This window comes from Microbacterium sp. 22179, assembly GCF_052045715.1.
Lineage (GTDB): Bacteria > Actinomycetota > Actinomycetes > Actinomycetales > Microbacteriaceae > Microbacterium > Microbacterium galbinum.
Map to the genome: position 1 here is coordinate 273,803 of NZ_JBQEPJ010000003.1, position 21,703 is coordinate 295,505.

Sequence of the window (21,703 nt, forward strand, 5' to 3'; positions counted from 1 at the left end):
TTGTTGTGTTGTTTTGCCTCCTTTTTCGTTCCCGCACCCCCCCGGGTCTCTACGGCCACGGGGCAGCGGCGGTCAGCGCGCCGGGATGAGCCCCTCGGCGGCCAGGTTCTGCCAGAGCTCGGCGGGGATCGCCAGCGCGGCGTACTCGGCGTTCTGCTCGAGCTGCGCGGGGCGGCTGCCGCCGACGACGACCGAGCGCACCTCGGCCGCCTGCAGCGGGAACTGGATCGCGGCGGCCGGCAGCGGCACACCGTGGTCGGCGCAGACCGCGGCGATGCGCACGAGGCGATCCCACAGGTCGTCGGGCAGCTGACCGTACTCGTACCGACCATCGCGGCGCGGTTCGCTCGCCGCGAGCAGTCCGGAGTTGAAGACGGATGCCGCGACGATCCCCGTTCCGGTCTCCCGGCACGCCGGCAGCACGTCGGCGGCGGCCGGCTGCTCGAGCAGCGTGTAGCGCCCCGCGACCATGATGAGGTCGAGGTCGGCGGAGCGCACGGCAGTCGCCAGGGCATCCGACACCATCGATCCGATGCCGATCGCCGCGACCTGTCCGTCGGCGCGCAGCTGCTCCATCGCGGGCAGGGCCTCGGCGAGCGCGAGGTCGAGGTCGTGCCGCTCCGGGTCGTGCAGGTACAGCAGGTCGATGCGCTCGATGCCGAGGCGTTCGCGCGACTCGTCGAGGCTCCGACGGATGCCGTCGGCCGAGAAGTCCCACACCCGCTGCAGGTCGTCGGGCACGTGGAAGTCGTTGGCCGTGTCGAGGCCGCCGGTGTGCTCGGGGTTCGGGCGCAGGAGTCGTCCTGCCTTGGTCGACAGCACGAACTCGTCGCGGGGTTTCGTCTGCAGGAAGGCGCCGAGGCGCCGCTCCGACAGGCCGAGGCCGTAGTGCGGGGCGGTGTCGTAGTAGCGGATGCCGCTCTCCCACGCGGCATCCAGCACCGCCCAGGCGTCGTCGTCGCTCAGTGCGCGGAAGAGGTTGCCGACGTTCGCCGCGCCGTAGCCGAGGGCGGGGATGTCGAGCACGCGATCAGGCGACGACATGCGCGCCGGTCCACGTGTAGGTGCGGATGCTGTCGGCCTTCATCTCCATGCCCGACCCGGGTGCGGTGGGGGCCATGTACGACCCGCCCTGGATGTCGGTGGGCACGACGAAGTGCTCGTGCAGGTGGTCGACGAACTCGATCATCCGGCCTTCGCGGGTGCCGGTGACGGCGACGAAGTCGAACATCGACAGGTGCTGCACGGCCTCGCAGAGCCCCACTCCGCCGGCGTGCGGGCAGACGGGGACCCCGAACTTGGCGGCGAGCAGCAGGTTGGCGATGTTCTCGTTGACGCCGGCGACGCGTACGGCGTCGATCTGCATCACCGAGATCGCGTCGGCCTGCAGCAGCTGCTTGAAGATCATGCGGTTCTGCGCGTGCTCGCCGGTGGCGACCCGGATCGGGGCGACGCCGCGGGCGATCTCGGCGTGACCGAGGATGTCGTCGGGGCTGGTGGGCTCCTCGATCCAGGCGGGATGGAACTCGGCGAGCGCGTTCACCCACTCGATCGCCTCCGACACCTCCCAGCGCTGGTTCGCGTCGATCGCGATGGGGAAGTCGGGGCCGCACACCTCGCGGGCCTTGCGGAAGCGGCGGATGTCGTCGTCGAGGTCGGCGCCGACCTTGAGCTTGATCTGGGTGAAGCCGTCGGCCATGGCCTCGCGGGCGAGACGCTCGAGCTTCTCGTCCGAGTAGCCGAGCCAGCCGGGGCTGGTCGTGTATCCCGGGTAGCCGGACGCGAGCAGCTCGCGCTCGCGTTCGATGCGGCCGGGCTCGGCGGCACGGAGGATCTCGAGGGCCTCGTCCCGGGTGAGGGCGTTGGTGAGGTAGCGGAAGTCGACGAGGTCGACGAGCTCCTCGGGCGTCATCCGGGCGAGCAGCTGCCAGAGGGGCATCCCCGCGCGCTTGGCCTTGATGTCCCACAGCGCGTTGATCGCGGCGCCGATGGCCATGTGCATGACGCCCTTCTCGGGGCCGAGCCAGCGCAGCTGCGAGTCGCCGATGATCTCGCGGAAGGTTCCGCCCATGTCGTCGAGCAGCGGTTCGATCTCGCGTCCGACGAGATGCCCCGCGAGCGCGTCGATCGCCGCGACCTGCACGTCGTTGCCGCGGCCGATGGTGAACACGAACGCATGGCCGTCGATGCCGTCCTCGGCATCGGTGCGCACGACCACGTACGCGGCCGAGTAGTCGGGGTCGGGGTTCATCGCGTCGGAGCCGTCGAGGCTGAGCGATGTGGGGAAGCGGATGTCGGTGGTGTCGAGTGCGACGATGCGGCTCACGGGTACGGTTCCTCTCGGGGCATGGAGAAATCCCATGCAATCCCTTGGAGTGTAAACATCCGATGTCTATACTGTCAACGACGACGGCCGTCACTGGGCGGCCACCCGAAGGATCAGGAGAATCATGAAGTTCGCGCGGCTCGGCACCCCAGGTACAGAGATCCCCGTCCTCGTCGAGGGTGATCGCTACCTCGACCTCCGGTCGGTGACATCCGATGTGAACGGTGACTTCCTCGAAAGCGACTTCGTCTCCCGCGTCGCCGCCGCCCGCGATGCCGGCGAACTCCCCGAGCTCGAGGATGCCGCGGCCCTCCGCATCGGCGCGCCCATCGCGCGTCCGAGCGCGGTGATCTGCATCGGCATGAACTATGCCGCGCACGCCGCCGAGTCCGGCTCCGAACCGCCGACCATCCCGATCCTGTTCCTGAAGACCCCGAACACCGTGGTCGGCCCGAACGACACCGTCACGATCCCCCGCGGCAGCAGCAAGACCGACTGGGAGGTCGAGCTCGGCATCGTCATCGGCACCCGCTCCGCGTACCTCGACTCGCCGGAGGAGTCGATGGCCCACGTCGCCGGCTTCGTACTCGCGAACGACGTCTCGGAGCGCGACTTCCAGATGGTCGTCTCGGGCGGCCAGTGGTCGAAGGGCAAGATCGCGGCAGGCTTCAACCCGACCGGCCCGTGGCTCGTCACTCCCGACGAGGTCGACCACCACGCGCTCGGCCTGCGCAGCTTCGTCAACGGCGAGCCGCGTCAGGACTCGAACACGAGCGACATGATCTTCTCGGTCGAGCACATCGTGCACCACCTGTCGCAGTACGTGACCCTCGAGCCGGGCGACCTCATCCTCACCGGCACCCCGCAGGGCGTCGCGCTCTCGGGCAACTTCCCCTACATCGCCCCGGGCGACGTGGTCGAGGTCGAGATCGACGGCCTGGGCCACCAGCGCCAGGAGTTCGTGGCCTGGGAGGCGGCGAAGTGACCGGCGCACTCGACGGCCTGGTCGCGATCGTCACCGGCGGCGCCTCGGGCATCGGCGCGGCGATCGCCGTGCGGCTGCACGAGGATGGCGCCCAGGTCGCCATCCTCGACCGCGACACCTCCGGAGCGGATGCCCGTTTCGCCGCGTTCACGGCCGACATCTCCGACCGGGCGAGCGTCGATGCAGCGATCGCAGCCGTCGGCGAGAAGTTCGGACGCCTCGACATCGTCGTCAACAACGCCGGTATCGGCGCGACCGGCGACATCACCGCCAATGACGACGACGAGTGGGCCCGCGTGCTGTCGATCAACGTCACCGGCATCGCCCGCGTGACCTCGGCCGCTCTGCCCTGGCTGCGCGAGTCGCCGGCCGCGGCGGTCTGCAACACGGCATCCATCGCCTCCACCACCGGACTCCCCCAGCGCGCGCTGTACACCGCATCGAAGGGCGCCGTCTCGGCCCTCACCCGCGCGATGGCGGCGGATCACCTGCGTGAGGGCATCCGCGTGAACGCCGTCAACCCCGGCACCGCCGACACGCCCTGGGTCGGGCGACTGCTGGGCGCGGCATCCGATCCCGACGCCGAGCGCGCGGCCCTCGAAGCCCGCCAGCCGCACGGCCGACTCGTGAGCCCGGCCGAGGTCGCGGCGGCCGTCGCCTACCTCGTCTCGCCGGCGGCCGGTTCGACGACCGGCACGTTCATCGAGGTCGACGGCGGCATGGCGCAGCTGCGACTGCGGTCGGAGTAGACGCGGGTCGCACGTCGCACGTCGCACGTCACGGAGGAGATCTCGCGTTGCGCAGGAGCAGATGGGTCGGATGCTCCTGCGGGAGGTGAGATCTCCTTCGCTGTGTATGCGGGTCAGGGGGCGGAGTCGTCCGGTTCGTCGCTCGGCTACTCCTCGAGCTGGAAGCAATCGCTTCCGATGTGCAGATAAACGGGTCCGCCTTCGATCGGGTAGGCGAAGTCCAACCCGAATCCTTCTCCGGTCTGGGATGCGACAGTGGGAGTCCTGGAGTCCGGTCCGAGAACCCGAGTCTCGAACCCGACGTCTTCCAGGGCCTCGCGCACCGCCGTGTACGCCGCATCACGATCTACCGTCGCCGTCGCCTTCCACGAGGTAGTCAGGTGCTCGAGACCGGGAGTAGAACAACCGATCGGCCCGGGCGCTACTTCGAGCACCCAGTCCTCCCCTGTCGCCGACTGCACGGCTTCCACCGCGATGTCCAACTGATAACGAGCCTTCGTCGAGTTCATGGCGGCGTCTTTGTCGGTGCTGCACCCGGTGAAGACGAGGGCGAGTCCGATCGCTGTTACCGAGAGCGTGCGCGTCGCCGTCTGCTCAATCTTCTTCATCCGGCCATTCCTCGAGCGGGAAGCAATCGCTGCTCACGTAGAGGTACAGCGGCCCGCCTTCGGTCGGGTACGCGAAGTCGAGTCCGAAACCGTCGACCGTTTGAGACGCCACGGCAGGTGTCGTGGAGTTCGGGCCGAGAATGCGCGTCTCGAACCCGACTTCCTCCAGAGCCTCACGGACAGCCGCGTATCCCGCATCACGATCTGCCGTTGCAACGCCTTTCCAGGACGCCTTCATCCGCTCAAGACCGGGCGAACAGCCGATCGGACCCACGTCGGTCATGGGCTCCCTGTCCGCACCTGTCGCCGACTGCACTGCCTCGGCCGCCACTGTCAATTGCTCTCGGGCCTTGTCGGAGTTCATTTCATTCCCTTCGATGTGCGCACAGCCGATCAGCCCGAGAACCAGCACCGTTGCCGCGGACGCAAGCCATCGCCTCGCGAGGTGCCCAGATTGTGCGCTTATTGGAGTTCCTCTGTCCACCGCCTGTTGGCCATCGAGAGTGTTCATTCGCCTTCAGGAAAGCAACCACTACTCACGTTGAATCCGACGGGCCCACCCTCGATCGGTTGCGAATAGTCAAGGCCGAAACCATCGGCAGCCTGCGCCGACAGAACCGGGGTCGTCGTGTGCTCTCCATTGATGTAAGTCGCGAATCCGGCCTCTTCAAGAGCTTCGCGCACAGACGCGTACGACGAATCGCGGTCCGTTGTCGGCGAACCGCTCCAACTCGTGGTCCATTGGCTATGCGCTCGGGAGCATCCAAGGAGGGTCGGTTCTATGTCGACAACCCACCCTTGCCCGGTCGCAGTCTTGACCACATCCACAGCCGTTGACAGTTGCTCTCGCGCCTCTTCGCTGGTCATCTCGTTCCTTCCGGGTGATCCACAAGCCGTCAGCGCGTGGAGGCTCAGCAACAGGGCCGCCACGGCAAGCCAGCGTGTTTTCATTGCAGAATTCATCTGGCTTCTTCCCCTCTGGGCCGTCCAAGAAACCGGCCGAAAAGCGAGACGTTCGAGCTGAGGACGCCGATCGCGAGAGTTGCGATGTCGGAGGAGCCGATCGCGGCCGAGTTAGCCCTCCTCATCCGGCCACTCCTCAAGTGGGAAGCAGTCGCTCCCCACAGATAGATACAGTGGGCCTCCCTCGATCGGATACGAGAACGCCAGCCCAAACCCCTCGCCTGTTTGAGATCCGATTGAGGGTGTTGTCGAGCTCGCTGCGATCACGTACGTCGAGAACCCAACATGCTCGAGAGCTTCACGTACCGCCGAGTACGCCGCCTCACGGTCTACCGTGGCCGTTGCCTTCCAGGACGCAGCCAGTTGCTCAAGCTCAGAGGAGCAATCCAACGGCCCTACCTCGGTCACGGACTCCCATTCCGCGCCCGTAGCCGACTGCACCGCCTCCGCCACGAGTTCTAACTGCTCTCGCGCTTTGTTCGAATTCATCTCATTCCCATCCGCGCCGGCGCAACCAAACGTCCCCAAGATCAGAACCATTGCCGCAAGCACACCGGACAACCTCGCCGTGTATACACCCCGCCCCCTCATTCGACTTCGTCCCCCCGTCCTACCGCGATCAGCGCACCATCGTCGATCGAGTCGGATCCCCGACTCCAATAGCCGTCCGAATCTGAAGTCTTGTCTGCCGAGTGCCCCAGAACACCGTCCGACTCGAAGACATTGAATGCCCCGTCCTCTATTCGACGAAACAATCCGACCCGACGTTCAATCTGATGGTTTCTCCGTCATTGAGGATGACGAACTCGGCTCCGAAGCCATCGGATGACTGAGCCCCGACCGAGGGCGTCGTGGAGTTGGGACCGAGAATCCGAGTGGTGAACCCGAGGTCGCTGAGCGCGCCCATTACCGAGTCATATGACGAGGCGCGATCCTCCGCAGTCGTTGCGGTCCACGTCCCCACCCACTGACCATGGGTTCGAGAGCAACTCGAGATGACCGGGGCAACCTCGACCTCCCAGTGCTCTCCGACGACCGTCTGCACGGCCTCAACTGCAGAATCCAGCTGCTCCCGCGCCACATCACTGTTCATCTGATTCGCTCCGATCAACCCACAACCTGATGTGGTGAGTGCGATCAAGATCAGAATCAACGGCACCATGATCGCCTGCTTGCCTCTCTTCATCGCGCCTCACCCCCTCTTCCGGCCGAGATCAGTGCCCCGTCTTTTAAAGGGTCCGATCCCCTGCTCCAGTACCCGTCTGACACCTCCGTCTGGTCCACTGAGTGCCCGAGCACGCCGTCAGAAGTGAAGACATTGCGCTCGTCCTTGCCCCAGAAATCCGAGTCATTCGGATCGACGTTGTCCTCGCCACGAATGTCGGACTCCGCCTCCCCCATCTCCGCGACACCCAAGGCGCCAACGTTGCCCGTCAGCAGGGACAGTCCGACATGCGCCAGTGTCCGATCGACGCCATACGCAGGCGCGACGTACTGATCTCCCGGCGATTTCGTCGAATAGACTTCGCCCATCGGCACGCCCGTCAGGTCGTCCACCGTTCGCACTGACTCCGCGATCCCTGGCGAGCCATAGAGCACCAAGTGATCCACCTCTGCCCCGCCGTACTCGCCCGAAGACAGCGCGTAGGTCGCCACTCGCGTTGCGTACGAGTGCGCGTGCACCGTCGTTTGGGCTGTCGCGTTGGCCGCGTCGACACCGCCGAGGAAATGGCCGAGGGAGATTGCGCCGGTCTGGGCGAAGGTCTCCTCACCGACGTAGGTACGCCCCATCGGAACGCTCGTGGGCGACTCGTATCCCATCCACGCGACGGTCGCCGTCGTCCGGGGATTGCTGATGTTGACCTGCGCCTCCTGCATGTTGACGGCATTCCCCACCAACCCCGCGATCGACTCCGCAACGCTGCTGTTCATGCCAGGAATCATGATTCCCACGTCCTGCGCAGTGTCGAGGTCGCCCACCGAGACCGCTGCCCGCATGTCGCGCTCTCCACCGTCGGACGGAACCTCGAACGCGACGAGCTGCACGACCGTGCCCGCGGGCGACGATGCCAGCGCGCGATCCAGCGCCTTCTGGGTCTGCTCAGCCGCGGCACGCTGCTCCGCGGATGCATCGGGATCGTCGAGAGTCTGCCGCAGCGTTTCGCGGTTGAACTCGTCGCGGTCCTTCGCCAGGATCCCGTTCAAGTTCCCGATGGCGAACGGCGCGATATCGAAGAGCTGAGCCAGCGGCCCCGTCGCCCAGCGCTCACCTCCGTCGTCTGAGGCTCGCGTCGATTCCGAGGCCATCCCTTGCCACAGACGCGCCGCCACTGCCGGGTCGATGAACCCGACTGCCGAGACGAACTCGGGATGGGCATCGACCCACTCCTCCGCGGCGGTCGGATCGATCACGCTCAACTTATTGATCCGCGCGACAGTCGCCTGCGCGACGGAGTCACGCAGGTTGTCCGACAGATCAGAGATCTCCCGGGGCGCACCCGGATACGCCTGCTCGGCAAAACCCCAAAACGTCTGCGAGACCCGCACCTCGTCACCCCACGCGCCGAGAACCTCATCGCCACCACTGATTCCCGTCAGTTTCCTCGCGATGGCCTCTTCCTCCGCTTCGACATCACGACGGAACGTCTCGATATCGATCTCGAGTTGCGACACGATCTCGCGGGCCTGCTCCTGGCTGTGCAGCGCGTCGGTCCGCGACTCCCGAGCCGACGTGGTCGAAGAAGACTCCGGGTCGCTGCCGTACGCCGACCAGTACTGGGCATCCGCGAGGGCCACCGCACCATCGGCATCCGACGACTGCCTGTTCACCTCGACGATCCGCTCGAGAAGTCGCGTGCGCCGGGTGACCAATGCGGGGAGGGTGTCGGTCGCGGCATCCGACAGCGCCGTCCGCGCCGATGCGAGTGCGGTGCCCCATTCCTGCACCGCGCGAGACGACGGGTCGAGCAGGTAGTCCACGCCCTCCGCCCCGACGACCTGGAAGACATCCGGCACTGTCAGCCAATGTTCCTGCGCGACATCCATCGCGGCATCGAGCGCCGACTGCGCCGAGGACAGCAGCGAGTCGAGATACTCGACGTTCGCGGGCGACACCACCTCGGCGACCGTGTCTTCGGAGATCGCCATCAGCTCGCACCCCCTGACGGGTTGTAAGCCCTCGGCGGAGCAATGCCCCAGCTCTCGGCAGTGCGCTGAGCCGCGTTGATGTCGAGGGACATCTGCTCATCGCCCGCCACGAGTGCAGAAGTCGCCTCGCTCAGCGCTCCAGCCGCGGCTGCGATCGTGTGCATGATCTTGCCCGGCACGAGCGCACGGTCCTCGATGAACGTTTCCCACGCCGCGCTCAACACCGTTCGCCCGCCCACCGACAGCGTCGCGCCCGAGTCTGCCGCATCGGTGATGTCGCGGTGGGCTTTCTCGCAGTCCGGTCCCGCCGTATCCACACCCGTCACGACACCGAGAACACCCTCGGCATCCACACTCCATTGCCCCACGGGACCCCCTCCAGCACGCACGACTGACGAGGTGAGCCTCCCATAATCCGCGAGGCGAGAATCGGCGGACGGAGATTGATGTGGATAGCCCGTACGCCCCGCTGATTCAGCCCCCGAACAGCCGCCCGAAGAACCCCCGGCGGGGAGCATCCGCCGACTCCACCCGTGGGTCGTCCAATCGGTAGAACCGCCGTCCGTTCGCCCACAGGATCGCGTCGACGTCGTGCCCGCGCGTCTCGGCCCACTCGACCACGGTGTCGAGCCAGCGCTGCCGCGCGTGCGGCTGGTACGTCGCCGAGCCGTCGGCCGGCGCGTGCGGGTCGCCCTCCTCGGCCGGGCCGATCGACGACACCGGCCAGTCACTCCCCCACATCAGGCGCTCGACGCCGAAGGCATCCGCGGCGGCGTCGAGGAACGGCACGAGCTGCTCGGCGCTCCACACGCCCCCGGATTCGGCGGGCAGACCTGAGAGCTTGCAGAACGTCTCCGGATGCTTCGCCACCTCCTCGATGTCGCGCACCCATTCCGCCGACGGGGCGAGCGGAGCATCCGCCGTGCCGACGGCGGGCTTGCCGAGGTGGTCGAGCACCATCCGCAGCTCCGGCACGGCGCCGGCGAGGCGGGCGATGTCGGGCAGCTGCGCGGCCCGCACGCAGACGTCGAACGTCCACCCGCGGGCGGCGACCTCGCGCGCTCCGGTCACGAAGGCGCTCGACACGGCGAGGCCGTCGGGATCGTTCTGCAGGTTGTGGCGCACACCGACGACGAGCGGATGCGTCGCCAGCTCCTCGAGGTGCGTCACCGTGTCGATGCCGCGGTGCAGCTGCGCTCCGGCGACGATTCCGGCGATCCCGAGGCGCCCGGCGAGGGACTGCACCCACCGCACCTCTCCGATGTAATCGCCCTCGGTCGTCTCGGCCTGGACGAACACCGCCTCCTCGCGCTCGACGTCGAGGCGATCGTGCTCGACCTCGGTCTCGGCGAAGCGGTAGGCGTAGGGACCCTCCAGCCAGGTGTAGGTGAGGACTTCTTCGTCCCACATGTGCAGGTGCGTATCGAGGACTCGCATACGCCCATCCTGCCTCAGACATCGGATCACTGGCTAGGATGACGGCCATGGCAGTCACCGATGAGGCGATCGAGAAGATCAAGGCGATGATCGTGTCGGGCGAGCTGTCGCCGGGCGATCGGCTTCCCCCCGAGAAGGAACTGTCGGAGCGTCTCGGCCTGTCACGCAACTCGATGCGCGAGGCGGTGAAGGCCCTCGAGGTCATCCGCGTGCTCGACGTGCGCCGCGGCGACGGCACCTACGTGACGAGCCTCGAACCGCACCTGCTGCTCGAGGCGATCTCGTTCGTGGTCGACATGCACGACGACGACTCGATGCTCGAGATCTTCGCCGTACGGCGGATGCTGGAGTCGCAGGCCACCGGCCTCGCCGCGACCCTCGGCGATGACGAGCAGGTCGCAGCCCTCGTCGACGAGGTCGAGCGCGTCGACGCCTCGGTGACGATCGAGGAACTCGTCGAGCACGACATCCGCTTCCACCGCGAGATCGTCGGCATGGCCGGCAACGCGTACCTCGCGAGCCTGATCGAGCACCTCAGCAGTCAGACCGTGCGCGCCCGCGTGTGGCGCGGACTCACCGAGGGCGGCGCGGTCGAGCGCACCCTGTCGGAGCACCGCGCGATCGCCGATGCCATCGCCCGCCACGACCCGGCGCTCGCGACCTCGCTCGCCACGGCCCACATCGCGGGCGTGGAGCGGTGGCTGCGCCAGGCCGCCTCGGCCTAGGCATCCGTCCCTCCCGCCCACCTCTCTCGCCCGCCCGACCGCGAAAGGTCACAACACGCCGCCTAGCTCACTCGGGACACGGCGTGTCTTGACCCCTCACGCAGAAGTGCCCCCGCGCGCGATCCGCGAGGGGTCACAACACGCCGCGATGCTCGACCGAGAGGCGGCGTGTCTTGACCCCTCACGCCTGCAGTAGCTCACCTCAGGGTGAAACCGCTACGCCCCGAGGCGCACCATGGCCGCGTCGAACTCGGCCGCCGAGCTGTCGCTGACCTCGTGGAACAGCGCCTGTTCGATCACGTCGGGCGCGGCGGTGAAGTAGGGCACTCCGGCCAGGCGCAGCCCGACGATGTCGTCGGCCGTGCGCAGCGACGCGGCGAGCACGTTCGATCCGCTGCCCTCGCAGACCTCCTGCATGCGGGCGATCACGGTGTCGCCGTCGATGCCCGCGTCGCGCATGCGCCCGAGGTAGGGCGCGATGTACTGCGCACCGATGCTCGCGCACGCGAGCGCCTGGGCGACGGAGTAGACGGCCGTCACGAGCACGGTCGCTCCATCGGCGACGAGAGCGGATGCCGCGGCGAACCCGGCAGCGGTCGCCGGCACCTTCACGGCGACGCGCGGTCCGAGTTCGCGGATGCGCTCGGCGTTGCGCAGGAACGACGCGGTGTCGCCGCCCCACGTCTGGAAGAAGATCTCGGCGGCTCCCTCGGACTCCCACCGGGCGTAGAGCTCCGGGATCTCGCCGGCGGTGCGCCCGCCGCGTTCGAGGATGGTGGGATTCGTGGTGACACCGTGCACGACGCCCGCGGCGAGGAGCCGGGACACCCGGTCGACGTCGGCGCTGTCGACGTACAGGCGGGGGGCGATCACGGTCATCGGGACTCCTCGGGGACAACCTGTCGTTACAGGTTCGCTTTCGGCTAATGTAATGACAGGCGCGGGGCGATGTCAAAGCTCCGGCCGACGTACATCGCCGTCGAAGACGACCAGGAGCGACATGGCCCCCGCACACCCCGAAGACCGTTCCGGCGTCGTGATCGTCGGCAGCGTCACCGCCGATGTGACCACCTTCTCGCAGCGCCTCCCGGCGCGGGGCGAGACGATCCTGGGCGATCAGTTCACCCTGATGCTGGGCGGCAAGGGCGCCAACCAGGCCGTCGCCGCCGGCCGTTCCGGCGCCCGCACGAGCTTCGTCGGATGCGTGGGCGACGACCTCTTCCACGACCTCGTCGTCGACGGCCTGAGCGAGGCCGGGGTCGACCTGGCACACCTGCGCACCGTGCCCGGCCCGACCGGCATCGCGCACATCCGGGTCGACGCCTCGGCGCAGAACGACATCGTGATGGTGCCGCTCGCCAACGCCTCCCTCAACACCGACCAGATCGACGAGGCGCTCGCCGCCCTCGCCCCGACCACCTCGGTGCTGCTCACCCAGCTCGAGACGCCCTCGGCCCTCACGGCGCACATCACCGGCCGCGGCCGCGAGCACGGCATGACCGTGATCCTCGACCCCGCACCGGCCGCGACGCTGCCCGTCGAGGTGTGGGCGAACATCGACATCGTCACACCGAACGAGACCGAGGCGACGCTCATCAGCGGCATCGAGGTGACGGATGCCGAATCCGCCGAGCGCGCCGGACGCTGGTTCCTCGACCAGGGCGTCGGCGCCGCGGTCATCACCCTCGCCGGACAGGGGTCGTGCGTGGTCACCTCGGACGGGGCATCCGTCATTCCCCCGTTCCCCGTCACCGCTGTCGACACCACCGCCGCCGGCGACGCCTACGCCGGGTATCTCGGCGCCGCGCTCGCGAACGGCAGCAGCCTCGCCGACGCCGTGCGTCTGGCGACGGCCGCGGGCGCCCTGACCGTCACGAAGCAGGGCGCCTCGCCGAGCCTGCCGCTGCGCGCCGACGTCGACGCGTTCCTCGCGGAGCGCGAAGCGGCGCCCGTCGGCTGACCGCCCACCACATCACACAGAGAGACCGGAGCCGCCATGCGCAAGACCGCGACCACGATCAACCCCGCGCTGTCGCGGGTCATCAGCGAGACCGGGCACACCGACCTGCTCGTCGTGACCGATGCGGGCCTGCCGATCCCTCCGGGGTCGGAGCGCATCGACCTGGCCTACCGGCCGGGAGCACCCGCGTTCTTCGACGTGCTCGACACCGTGCTCGCCGAGCTCGTCGTCGAGGGCGCCACCGTCTCGGCCGAGGTAGCCGAGAAGAGCCCCGAGGTGCTCGAGGCGCTGCGCGAGCGGTTCGCCGGCATGGACTTCGAGATCGAGCTCGTGCCGCACATCGACTTCAAGAAGCTCACCCACGGGGCGCGGGCGTTCGTGCGCTCCGGCGAGTTCACCCCGTACGCGAATGTGATCCTGCACGCGGGCGTGGCGTACTAACATGTCCGCCGTGCTTCCCGACGCGATCGACCGCCACTCCGCCGCACCGATGTACGACCAGTTGCGGCAGCTGATCGTCGACGGCATCGCGCGCGACGGGTTGCAGCCGGGCGATCCCCTCCCGGGTGAGCACGGACTCTGCGAGCGCTACGGCGTCTCGCGCACCGTCGTGCGCCAGGCGCTCGCGCAGCTCGAGCACGAGGGTCTCGTCGAGCGCGTGAAGGGCAAGGGCACCTTCGTCTCGCGCCCGCGCACGGCGGAGAGCCTGGTGCACACGCTCGTGGGTCTGTACGACGACGTCGAGCGTCGCGGCGGCCATGTGCACAGCGACGTGCTGCGCCACGAGTTCGCCGTCGCCGACGACGAGATCGCGGCGGCTCTCGAGATCCCGGTCGGGTCGCGGGTCGTGGTGCTCGAGCGGCTGCGCCACGTCGACGACGAGCCCTGGTCGCTGTCGACCACGTGGATGCCGGATGCCGTCGGCGCGGTCACCCTGGGCGTCGATCTGTCGGACTCCTCTCTGTACCGGGTGCTCGCCGAGCACGGCATCGTCGCCACCCGCGGTGTGCGATCGGCCGAGGCGACGGTGGCGACGCACGAGCAGGCCGGCCACCTCGGTGTCAGCGCCGGATCCGCCCTGCTGCGTCTGCGCAGCGTGAGCCGCACCGACGACGACACCCCGATCGAGTACTTCATCGCCTACCACCGCGGAGACCGCTCGCGTTTCGAGTTCCAATTGCAGCAGGAGCAGTCGCAGGCCTCCCTCCTGCATGTCGACGGCCGCGGCGGCATGACACTCGCCGGCAGCACGCGGGTCCAGCCGTGACGGGCGACGAGCAGGCATCCGGGAGCGAGCCCGTCGTGCCTCCCGCTCCGCCGACGCCCGCAACTCCCCCGCCGCCCGCCCAGCCTCCGTTGGCTCCGCCGGTGGGGATGGATGCCACGGCCCCGGCTCTCCCACCGGGCGCCCCGCTGCCTCCCGGTCAGCACCAGCCGGGGCAGTACCGACCGACGCAGTACCAGCCACCCCAGAGTTACCGGCCGACATCCGCGTATCGGCCCGGGCCGTCTTACGCGCCACCGGGCCAGTCCGCGCCGGTCGAACAGCCGTCGGCACCCGGATATCCGGCACCACCCGCCGCATCCGCGCCGGCATTCGCTCCCGGCGGCTATCCGGCGCCGGGAGCGTACCCGGCTCCGAACGCGTACCCGCCCGCCGCCGGATACCCGGCCTCCGTCGGTCCCGCGTCCCCACCACCGTCGAAGCCGCGCCGATCGGGCCTGACGGTGGCGATCATCGCGATGAGCGTCGTGCTGCTCATCGGCATCGCCGCGATCGCGGGCGTGATCGTCTCGCAGAACAACCGGCCCGAAGCCGTTCCCACCAGCAGCGAGGATTCCGCACCGGCGGCACCGGATGCCGACGACGACGAGATCGCGCCCGAGGAGGAGTCCTCCACCCCGCCGAGCGACACGGGCGGGGAATCGGCCGATGTCGTCATCCAGAGCAAGATCGACGAGTACAAGCGCGCCCGGCAGAACGGCTCGCTGTGGCAGCAGATCCCCGACAACGAGTTCAACCAGACGGCTGTGAGTGCGTTCCTGTACCTGCTCACCGACATGAAGGTAGCGGCGATCTGGGGAGCCGACCCGTCGGAGTATCTCGACGAGGTCGCCGAACTCGAGCGGAAGCTGCTCGCCCAGGAGCCCCTCGGCTCCGACATCGAGATCATCCTGTCGGACCGCACGTTCACCTACGACGGCGACACCGGCGAAGGCGGCTACACCGACAACTGAGCCCGGGTACGCTCGAACGGTGGACTCCTGGACCAGCAACGCGATCGCTCTGCTGGAGGCCGACGCCAACCGCAGTGCCGACACCCACCTGCACGTCTTCCCGCTGCCCGCCGAGTGGGGCATCGACCTGTACCTGAAGGACGAGTCGGTGCATCCGACCGGCTCGCTCAAGCACCGCCTCGCGCGGTCGCTGATCCTCTACGGCCTCGTCAACGGACTCATCCGGGGCGACACGACCCTCGTCGAATCGTCGAGTGGTTCGACCGCCGTGTCCGAGGCGTACTTCGCCCGGATGCTCGGGCTCCCGTTCGTGACCGTCGTGCCGCGCTCGACCGTGCAGGAGAAGATCGACCTCATCGAGTTCTACGGCGGCACGTGCCACTTCGTCGACCGCGCCGAGGACATGTCGCCCGAGGCCCGTCGCCTCGCCGCCGACTGCCACGGCCACTACCTCGACCAGTTCACCTACGCCGAGCGCGCGACCGACTGGCGCGGCAACAACAACATCGCCGAGAGCGTGTTCAGCCAGCTGTCGCAGGAGCGGCATCCGATCCCCCGCTGGATCGTGGTCGGCGCCGGGACCGGCGGCACGAGCGCCACCTTCGGCCGGTACGTGCGCTACCGGCGGCACACGACCGAGATCGCGGTCGTCGATCCCGAGGGTTCGGCGTTCTACGACGGCTGGGCGGGAACGGCGGATGCTCCGGCCGGGCGCCCGAGCCGCATCGAGGGCATCGGCCGACCGCGCGTGGAGCCGTCGTTCGTTCCGAGCGTGATCGACGAGATGATCCGCGTGCCCGACGCCGGCTCGATCGCGGCGATCCGTCTGCTGCGCGAGCGCACCCTGCACTGGGCGGGCGGGTCGACCGGCACGAACCTGTACGGGGCGTTCCAGCTGATCGCGCGCATGCGCGCCGCGGGCGAGACCGGGAGCGTGGTGACCCTGATCTGCGACAGCGGAGTCCGCTACGCCGGCACCTACTACTCCGACGAGTGGGTCGCAGCACAGGGCTGGGACCTCGCCCCGCACCGCGCCCGCCTCGACGGCTTCCTCGACACCGGCCTCTGGACCGAGCTCGCCGACTGAGCGCCCTTCGTCTCGCCGCTGCGCTCCTCGCGCAGGGGCCGTTGCCCAGACCCGGTTCCTGAGCGAGCGCAGCGCGACGAAGGGCCCCAGAAACTGGGTCCCTGAGCCTGTCGAAGGGTCCCACCCCGAGACGCCCCGTACCCAACTCAGGAACATCGTGTCGAAATCGGCTGATTCGGCCCGTTTCACGCGCCCCGGCATCCGTTCTTCCTGAGTTAGGCCCGGGCCCCTCGCGCACCGCCGACTACGCTGACCCCATGACTACTCTGATCCTCACCGTCGCGGGTGCAGACCGTCCGGGCCTCGTCGCCGCCGTCGCCGATGCCGTCGACGCCCACGGGGGCAACTGGGAGAACAGCCGCCTCGCCGAGCTCGCGGGCACCTTCGCCGGGGTGATCGAGGTCTCGGTGGCCGCCGATCGGGTCGCCGAACTGCAGGCCGCGCTGCGCGCCCTGACAGGACTGCTCACCGTGACGATCCACACCGGATCGGATGCCGAGGCCCACCCCGACGCGAGCTCGATCTCGCTCTCGGTGCTGGGCAACGACCGCGCGGGGATCGTCCACGAGATCTCCGGGGTTCTGACCTCCCACGCGCTCAGCATCACGAGCATGGACACCGAGACGCGCGACGCCGCGATGGCCGGTGGGCGCCTGTTCGAGTCGACGGTCACGGCGACGGTGCCGGCATCCGCTGATCTCGATGCGCTGCGCACCGACCTCGAGAAGCTGGCGGCGGAGATCCAGGTCGACATCACTCTCGCCTGACGGGTTCGCGCGCCACTCGCCCGCGCCTCTCGCCGAGCCGCCCGGATGGCCGGCAGGAGCAGACAACAGAATGTGGAAAGCCCCGCGATGACAGCATTCCCCGCTCCCGTGGCGCTGCGGTCGTTCGCGCGGGCACGCGACGCGTGGCCCCTCGATCCCGCGACCGTGCACCTCAATCACGGATCGTTCGGCGCTCCGCCGACCGCCGTGATCGAGCATCAGGATGCTCTGCGTCGCCAGGGCGACCTCAATCCGGTCGCGTGGTTTCCCACTCTCGGCGAGCGCACGCGCGAGGCCCGCGAGCGCACGGCACCTTTCGTGGGCGCGCGCGCCGATGACGTCGCATTCGTGCCGAACGCCTCGGCCGCGGCGACCGTGGTCTACAACGCGATGCACCTCGAACCGGGCGACGAGATCATCGTCACCGATCACGGATACGGCGCGGTGACGATGGGCGCGGAGCGGCTGGCGCGCCGCACGGGTGCGACCGTCCGAACGGTGACGATCCCCCTGCTCGCCTCCGACGACGAGATCGTCGACCGATTCGCCGCCGAGATCGGGGATCGCGCGCGTCTCGTCGTGGTCGATCAGATCACGTCGCCGACGGCCCGGCTGATGCCGACGCGACGCATCGCCGACATCGCCGCGCACCACGGTGCGCGCACGCTGATCGATGGTGCGCACGCGCCGGGCCTCCTCCCGGATGCCGCGTCAGCGGCGGGCGGCACGTGGTGGTTCGGCAATCTGCACAAGTGGCCGTGCGCGCCGCGCGGATCTGCGCTGCTGGTGACGACCGCCGCGGATCGCGACGACCTCTGGCCGCTGATCGACTCGTGGAATGCGCACGACCCCTTCCCCTCGCGCTTCGACTACCAGGGCACGATCGACGCGACCGGGTATCTCGCGACGCCGACCGCGATCGAGTTCGTCGAGCGCGAGATCGGGTGGGAGCGCACGCGCACGGTCATGACCGAGATGGCGGATGCCGGGGCCGAGGCGATCGCGGCGGCGTTCCGTCGCTTCGCCGATGCCGAACCGCTCACGCCGGTCCCCTCGCCGGTCCCGTCGATGCGACTGATCCGCCTGCCGCGCGGGCTGGGGGCGACCCGGGAAGAGGCGGATGCGCTGCGCGCCGAGATCCTCCCCGCGACCGGCATCGAGACCGCATTCACGAGCTTTGAAGGTGCCGGGTACGTGCGGCTCTCGGTGCATCTCTACACGGAGGCATCCGACATCGAGCGGTTCGTCGATGTCGCAGTGCCGTGGCTCGTGGCGCGCGCCGGCATCCGCTGACCGTCCGCCACACCGTCGACGCGTCGGCGGGCGCCGAGACCGATCGTCCCCGGCTTCAATCCTCGAAGCCCCTCTCGCACGACGATGCCCCCTGCCGCGGTGTGCAGGGGGCCTCGTACGGGTGCGTCAGACGCGGATGCTCAGACCAGGCGGGTCTTCGGCGAGGTCGAGTAGGTGTGCTCGGCGTCGCGGTTGACGGTGTCGCCGAGGGCGGTGTCGATCGCCGCCATCGTGTCGGCGTCGAGCTTCACTCCCGATGCCTTGACGGTGTCGGCGAGCTGCTCGGGGCGCGATGCTCCGACCAGGGCTGCCGCGATGTTCGGGTTCTGCAGCACCCAGGCGATCGCGAGCTGCGGCATCGTGAGGCCCGCCTGCTCGGCGATCGGCTTGAGGCGCTGGACCGCGGTGAGGATGTCGTCCTGCAGGAAGTTCTTGATGAAGTCGGCACCGCTGTGCGGGTCGGTCGCGCGCGAACCCTCGGGCACGGGCTGACCGGGCAGGTACTTGCCGCTGAGCACGCCCTGCGCCATCGGCGACCAGACGATCTGCGAGATGCCGAGCTCTTCGGAGGCCGGAACGACCTTGCCCTCGATGACGCGCCACAGCATCGAGTACTGGGGCTGGTTCGAGATGAGCTGGATGCCGAGCTGCTGGGCGAGCGCGTGGCCCTCGCGCAGCTGCTCGGCCGTCCACTCCGAGACACCGATGTAGAGCGCCTTGCCCTGGCGGACGACATCGGCGAAGGCCTGGAACGTCTCCTCGAGCGGGGTCTCGTAGTCGAAGCGGTGCGCCTGGTAGAGATCGACGTAGTCGGTGCCGAGACGGGTCAGCGAGCCGTTGATCGACTCCATGATGTGCTTGCGGCTGAGGCCGGTGTCGTTCGGGCCCTTGGGACCGGTCGGGAAGTAGACCTTGGTGAAGATCTCGAGGCCTTCGCGGCGCTGCCCCTCGAGGGCCTTGCCGAGCACGACCTCGGCCGCGGTGTTGGCGTAGGTGTCGGCGGTGTCGAACGTGGTGATGCCGGCGTCGAGCGCCGCGTGCACCGTCTTGACGGCGGCGTCGTCGCCGACCTGAGAGGCGTGGGTGACCCAGTTGCCGTAGGTGATCTCAGAGACCTTGAGACCACTGTTGCCGAGATAGCGATAGTTGACCATGTTCTAACGCTAGCGCCGGTCGCCGACACCGCGGGTCGGTTTCCGTGACCGGTCTCAGACGTTCATGTCCGGCGCGCGCGGTGACGCATCTCGCGAACCGCGAGGACGAGCAGGACGCCGAGTGCCATCAGACTCGCGGCGTAGAGCGGACGCGCCCACGGCGAGTAGTCGGCACCGCCGATCCCGTAGGTGTCGGCGAGCCCCATGCCCGCCCCGAACGATGCGGCGAAGTACCCGAGGGTCCCGAGAACCACGAGGCCCAGGAAGACCATCGCGGCGATCGCCGCCGGCATCCGCCCGACGATCGCGACGATCGCGACGACGACGGACAGCACGACTCCGATACCGAGGATGCCGAGCACCGACATCGGACTCAGGCTCTCGCCCGCTTCTCCCATGTCGGCCCGGATCTGATCGAGCGTCCGGCCCGGAGCCGCGGCGAGCGGGTTGAGCACCATGATCTGCAGCGCGGCGACGGCGGCGTAGACGGCGACCGCGACGACGCCGACCAGCGACACCCACACGGTCGCACGACGAGATGAAGCCATGGCCATCACCGTAGAGACCGAGCCTGGGAACCCGCCGCCACCGCGAGGAGTCAAGACACGCCGCTCACTCGGCATCCGTTGCGGCGTGTCTTGGCCCCTCACCGAGGGGTGAAACCGCTCAGCTCGTGCGCGCCGCCGTCTCGGTCACCGCGGCCGACTGCGTCTGCACGATCGAGGCGCGATCGGCGAAGCCCTCGGCGGTGACCTTGTCGAGCGCGACCTGCTTGCGGATCGCCGCGGCCTTCTCGTAGAGGCTCGGGTCGCCGTACGAGGTGAGCACCTTCACCAGCACGGGCAGCAGCTCGATCATGAAGAACAGCGCGGCGATGAGGATGTGCGCCCAGAGGATCGTGGGCTCCTTCTCGCTCAGGCGGTTCAGCCCGCTGATCTGGCTGAGGAGGCCGGTCGCTCCGGCGTTGCCCTGCGCCACGGCATCCGCTCGGGCGTTGTAGGCCGCGAGCGCCTGGTCGTAGGTGTCGCGTGCGGCGGGCAGCTGGTCCTGCGCGGTCTGGCGGTTCGTCGCCTCGGAGGTCGAGGTGTTCTCCTTCGCGGCGGTGCCGGCCGCGGCGAGCTCCTCGTTCGCGACGCGCAGCTGCTCGGCGAGGCCGTCGTAGGTCTGCTGGGCCTGGGCGAGCTGGGCCTGGGCAGCGTCGGAACTCGCGCCCTCGCCGTTCACCCCGGTGCAGCCGGGAACGGTGCCCGCACCCTCGCCGGTGAGCTCGCACTGGTAGAGCGCGCGGGCCTGGTCGATGACGGTCTGCTGGTCCGCGAGCTTGGTCGTGAGGTCGTCGACGGTCGCCTGGGCGGCGGATTCGGATGCCGACGACGAATCGGTTCCCGCCACGATGCCCGTCGCCGCCTGGTTCTCGAGCTCGGCGACCTTGGCCGTCGCGGCGTCGAGAGCGATCTTCTCGGGGCCGGACTCGAGGGCCTCCTGGTCGGTCTGCGACTGCGTGATGTTGGTCGAGGCGACCTCGCGGGCGATGTCGTTGTGGAACACCTGCAGCACGAGCGGCTCGGCGACCACGAATCCGATGATCGCGGCCATGATCACTCGGGGGATCGCGAGGCCGATGAGGCGCCACACGTTGCGCGTCGACGCCATGGTCGAGGTGAGGAAGCGATCGAGGTTGAAGATGATCAGCGCCCAGACGAGCGCGAGCGGAACGGCCAGCCAGATCGCGGCCCCCACACCGGTCGTGAGCGCGAACAGCATCGAGATCGCCGAGACCAGGGCGGTGCCGGCGAGCACGAAGAACATCTGCACGAAGCGCGGCGTCTCGCCGGGGACGCGGTCGAGGATCTCGCCCTCGGCCCCGCCGAGGATCGCGAGCTGCCGCAGGCGCGAGCCCGGGGTGCGGGGCGCGCGGGGCTTGCGCTTCCGCGGCGGGCGGGGCGCGCGGGCGGGCTTCGACGGTGCGGATGCCGCGGCATCCGATCCTGCCGAGTCGTCGGCGGTCTCCGGGCGCGGGGTCTCGCGCGTGGCGGAGTCCGTGATGAACGGCTCGTCGGCGGAACCTGTGGGCTCGTACTCGCGCAGGAAGTCGAGGTCATCCGTCGGGGCGTTCGGGTCGCCGTCGATGATGATCCGACCCTGCGAGTCGAAGCGACCCGGTCGGTGGGCGGAATAGGGCATCCCGACAATCTACGAAAGGTCGCCTGTGCGCGCGGTGGAAGAAGGCTTTGACGGCTCCCAGGTTCGGGAGGGGCGCGCTC

General features: G+C 68.7%; 24 protein-coding genes. 10 read left to right on the forward strand and 14 right to left on the reverse strand.

Features of this window, described 5'->3' with window-relative positions; all coding sequences use genetic code 11:
• Positions 1-72: 72 nt before the first annotated feature.
• Both ACTJKK_RS08975 and ACTJKK_RS08980 read right to left on the reverse strand, forming a co-directional pair.
• Positions 73-1,044: an aldo/keto reductase gene (locus ACTJKK_RS08975; RefSeq protein WP_440747725.1), complete on the reverse strand. Its 972-nt coding sequence runs from the start codon at positions 1,042-1,044 to the stop codon at positions 73-75.
• Positions 1,031-2,326, reverse strand: coding sequence for an L-fuconate dehydratase (locus tag ACTJKK_RS08980; RefSeq protein WP_440747726.1), 1,296 nt, complete (start codon positions 2,324-2,326; stop codon positions 1,031-1,033). The genes ACTJKK_RS08975 and ACTJKK_RS08980 overlap by 14 nt, the downstream gene beginning before the upstream one ends.
• Before the next feature lie 124 nt (positions 2,327-2,450).
• Here ACTJKK_RS08980 and ACTJKK_RS08985 point away from each other — a divergent pair, with 124 nt between their 5' ends.
• Both ACTJKK_RS08985 and ACTJKK_RS08990 read left to right on the forward strand, forming a co-directional pair.
• The gene (locus ACTJKK_RS08985) at positions 2,451-3,311 is read left to right on the forward strand and encodes a fumarylacetoacetate hydrolase family protein (protein WP_440747727.1); all 861 of its coding nucleotides are present in this window, start codon (positions 2,451-2,453) and stop codon (positions 3,309-3,311) included.
• Positions 3,308-4,060 (forward strand): SDR family NAD(P)-dependent oxidoreductase, encoded by a 753-nt coding sequence (locus ACTJKK_RS08990; RefSeq protein WP_440747728.1) that lies wholly within the window; start codon positions 3,308-3,310, stop codon positions 4,058-4,060. Before ACTJKK_RS08985 ends, ACTJKK_RS08990 begins: the two co-directional genes overlap by 4 nt.
• Positions 4,061-4,206: 146 nt before the next feature.
• Here ACTJKK_RS08990 and ACTJKK_RS08995 read toward each other — a convergent pair whose 3' ends face one another.
• From ACTJKK_RS08995 to ACTJKK_RS09025, 7 genes are all read right to left on the reverse strand, one after another.
• Entirely contained in the window at positions 4,207-4,668 is a 462-nt protein-coding gene (locus ACTJKK_RS08995) for a hypothetical protein (RefSeq protein WP_440747729.1), read from the reverse strand.
• A complete protein-coding gene (locus tag ACTJKK_RS09000; RefSeq protein ID WP_440747730.1) occupies positions 4,655-5,032 on the reverse strand; it encodes a hypothetical protein in 378 nt (125 codons plus the stop codon). Before ACTJKK_RS09000 ends, ACTJKK_RS08995 begins: the two co-directional genes overlap by 14 nt.
• 143 nt (positions 5,033-5,175) lie before the next feature.
• Positions 5,176-5,631 carry a hypothetical protein gene (locus tag ACTJKK_RS09005; RefSeq protein WP_440747731.1) on the reverse strand — a complete coding sequence of 152 codons (456 nt, stop codon included), beginning with the start codon at positions 5,629-5,631 and terminating at the stop codon, positions 5,176-5,178.
• A 739-nt stretch (positions 5,632-6,370) separates the two neighbouring features.
• The gene (locus ACTJKK_RS09010) at positions 6,371-6,817 is read right to left on the reverse strand and encodes a hypothetical protein (RefSeq protein ID WP_247956975.1); all 447 of its coding nucleotides are present in this window, start codon (positions 6,815-6,817) and stop codon (positions 6,371-6,373) included.
• On the reverse strand, positions 6,814-8,778 hold the full coding sequence (locus tag ACTJKK_RS09015; protein ID WP_440747732.1) for an alpha/beta hydrolase: 1,965 nt from the start codon (positions 8,776-8,778) through the stop codon (positions 6,814-6,816). The genes ACTJKK_RS09010 and ACTJKK_RS09015 overlap by 4 nt, the downstream gene beginning before the upstream one ends.
• Positions 8,778-9,146, reverse strand: a complete 369-nt coding sequence (locus tag ACTJKK_RS09020; RefSeq protein WP_247956977.1) for a DUF6507 family protein — start codon at positions 9,144-9,146, stop codon at positions 8,778-8,780. The genes ACTJKK_RS09015 and ACTJKK_RS09020 overlap by 1 nt, the downstream gene beginning before the upstream one ends.
• A 106-nt stretch (positions 9,147-9,252) precedes the next feature.
• Positions 9,253-10,215, reverse strand: a complete 963-nt coding sequence (locus ACTJKK_RS09025; protein WP_440747733.1) for an amidohydrolase family protein — start codon at positions 10,213-10,215, stop codon at positions 9,253-9,255.
• A gap of 47 nt (positions 10,216-10,262) precedes the next feature.
• Between ACTJKK_RS09025 and ACTJKK_RS09030 the strand changes: the two genes are divergently transcribed.
• Complete coding sequence (locus ACTJKK_RS09030) at positions 10,263-10,940, forward strand: FadR/GntR family transcriptional regulator (protein WP_247624443.1); 678 nt, start codon at positions 10,263-10,265, stop codon at positions 10,938-10,940.
• A 216-nt stretch (positions 10,941-11,156) separates the two neighbouring features.
• On the opposite strand, the gene ACTJKK_RS09035 is transcribed toward ACTJKK_RS09030, so the two are convergent.
• Entirely contained in the window at positions 11,157-11,819 is a 663-nt protein-coding gene (locus ACTJKK_RS09035; protein WP_247624442.1) for a transaldolase family protein, read from the reverse strand.
• Between the two features lie 121 nt (positions 11,820-11,940).
• On the opposite strand from ACTJKK_RS09035, the gene ACTJKK_RS09040 reads away from it, so the two are divergent.
• From ACTJKK_RS09040 to ACTJKK_RS09050, 3 genes are read left to right on the forward strand one after another with little or no spacing between them, the layout of a single operon-like run.
• Complete coding sequence (locus tag ACTJKK_RS09040; RefSeq protein ID WP_247633754.1) at positions 11,941-12,900, forward strand: ribokinase; 960 nt, start codon at positions 11,941-11,943, stop codon at positions 12,898-12,900.
• 36 nt (positions 12,901-12,936) lie between these two features.
• Entirely contained in the window at positions 12,937-13,341 is a 405-nt protein-coding gene (gene rbsD, locus ACTJKK_RS09045) for a D-ribose pyranase (RefSeq protein WP_440747734.1), read from the forward strand.
• 1 nt (position 13,342) lies between these two features.
• Entirely contained in the window at positions 13,343-14,167 is an 825-nt protein-coding gene (locus ACTJKK_RS09050; protein ID WP_247624439.1) for a GntR family transcriptional regulator, read from the forward strand.
• 343 nt (positions 14,168-14,510) lie between these two features.
• Here ACTJKK_RS09050 and ACTJKK_RS09055 read toward each other — a convergent pair whose 3' ends face one another.
• Positions 14,511-14,663 carry a hypothetical protein gene (locus ACTJKK_RS09055; protein WP_440747735.1) on the reverse strand — a complete coding sequence of 51 codons (153 nt, stop codon included), beginning with the start codon at positions 14,661-14,663 and terminating at the stop codon, positions 14,511-14,513.
• Here ACTJKK_RS09055 and ACTJKK_RS09060 point away from each other — a divergent pair.
• The 4 genes from ACTJKK_RS09060 (at position 14,644) to ACTJKK_RS09075 (ending at position 18,285) form a co-directional block, all read left to right on the forward strand.
• Complete coding sequence (locus ACTJKK_RS09060; protein WP_440747736.1) at positions 14,644-15,138, forward strand: hypothetical protein; 495 nt, start codon at positions 14,644-14,646, stop codon at positions 15,136-15,138. The genes ACTJKK_RS09055 and ACTJKK_RS09060 overlap by 20 nt on opposite strands.
• A gap of 19 nt (positions 15,139-15,157) precedes the next feature.
• Positions 15,158-16,225 carry a PLP-dependent cysteine synthase family protein gene (locus ACTJKK_RS09065; RefSeq protein ID WP_440747737.1) on the forward strand — a complete coding sequence of 356 codons (1,068 nt, stop codon included), beginning with the start codon at positions 15,158-15,160 and terminating at the stop codon, positions 16,223-16,225.
• 257 nt (positions 16,226-16,482) lie between these two features.
• Complete coding sequence (locus tag ACTJKK_RS09070) at positions 16,483-16,992, forward strand: glycine cleavage system protein R (protein ID WP_440747738.1); 510 nt, start codon at positions 16,483-16,485, stop codon at positions 16,990-16,992.
• Between the two features lie 87 nt (positions 16,993-17,079).
• Positions 17,080-18,285: an aminotransferase class V-fold PLP-dependent enzyme gene (locus ACTJKK_RS09075; RefSeq protein ID WP_440747739.1), complete on the forward strand. Its 1,206-nt coding sequence runs from the start codon at positions 17,080-17,082 to the stop codon at positions 18,283-18,285.
• Positions 18,286-18,425: 140 nt separating this feature from the next.
• On the opposite strand, the gene ACTJKK_RS09080 is transcribed toward ACTJKK_RS09075, so the two are convergent.
• The 3 genes from ACTJKK_RS09080 to ACTJKK_RS09090 form a co-directional block, all read right to left on the reverse strand.
• Complete coding sequence (locus ACTJKK_RS09080) at positions 18,426-19,439, reverse strand: aldo/keto reductase family protein (protein ID WP_247633749.1); 1,014 nt, start codon at positions 19,437-19,439, stop codon at positions 18,426-18,428.
• A gap of 62 nt (positions 19,440-19,501) precedes the next feature.
• Entirely contained in the window at positions 19,502-19,987 is a 486-nt protein-coding gene (locus ACTJKK_RS09085; RefSeq protein ID WP_440747740.1) for a hypothetical protein, read from the reverse strand.
• A gap of 118 nt (positions 19,988-20,105) precedes the next feature.
• Complete coding sequence (locus tag ACTJKK_RS09090) at positions 20,106-21,623, reverse strand: DUF4407 domain-containing protein (RefSeq protein WP_440747741.1); 1,518 nt, start codon at positions 21,621-21,623, stop codon at positions 20,106-20,108.
• Positions 21,624-21,703 lie beyond the last annotated feature (80 nt).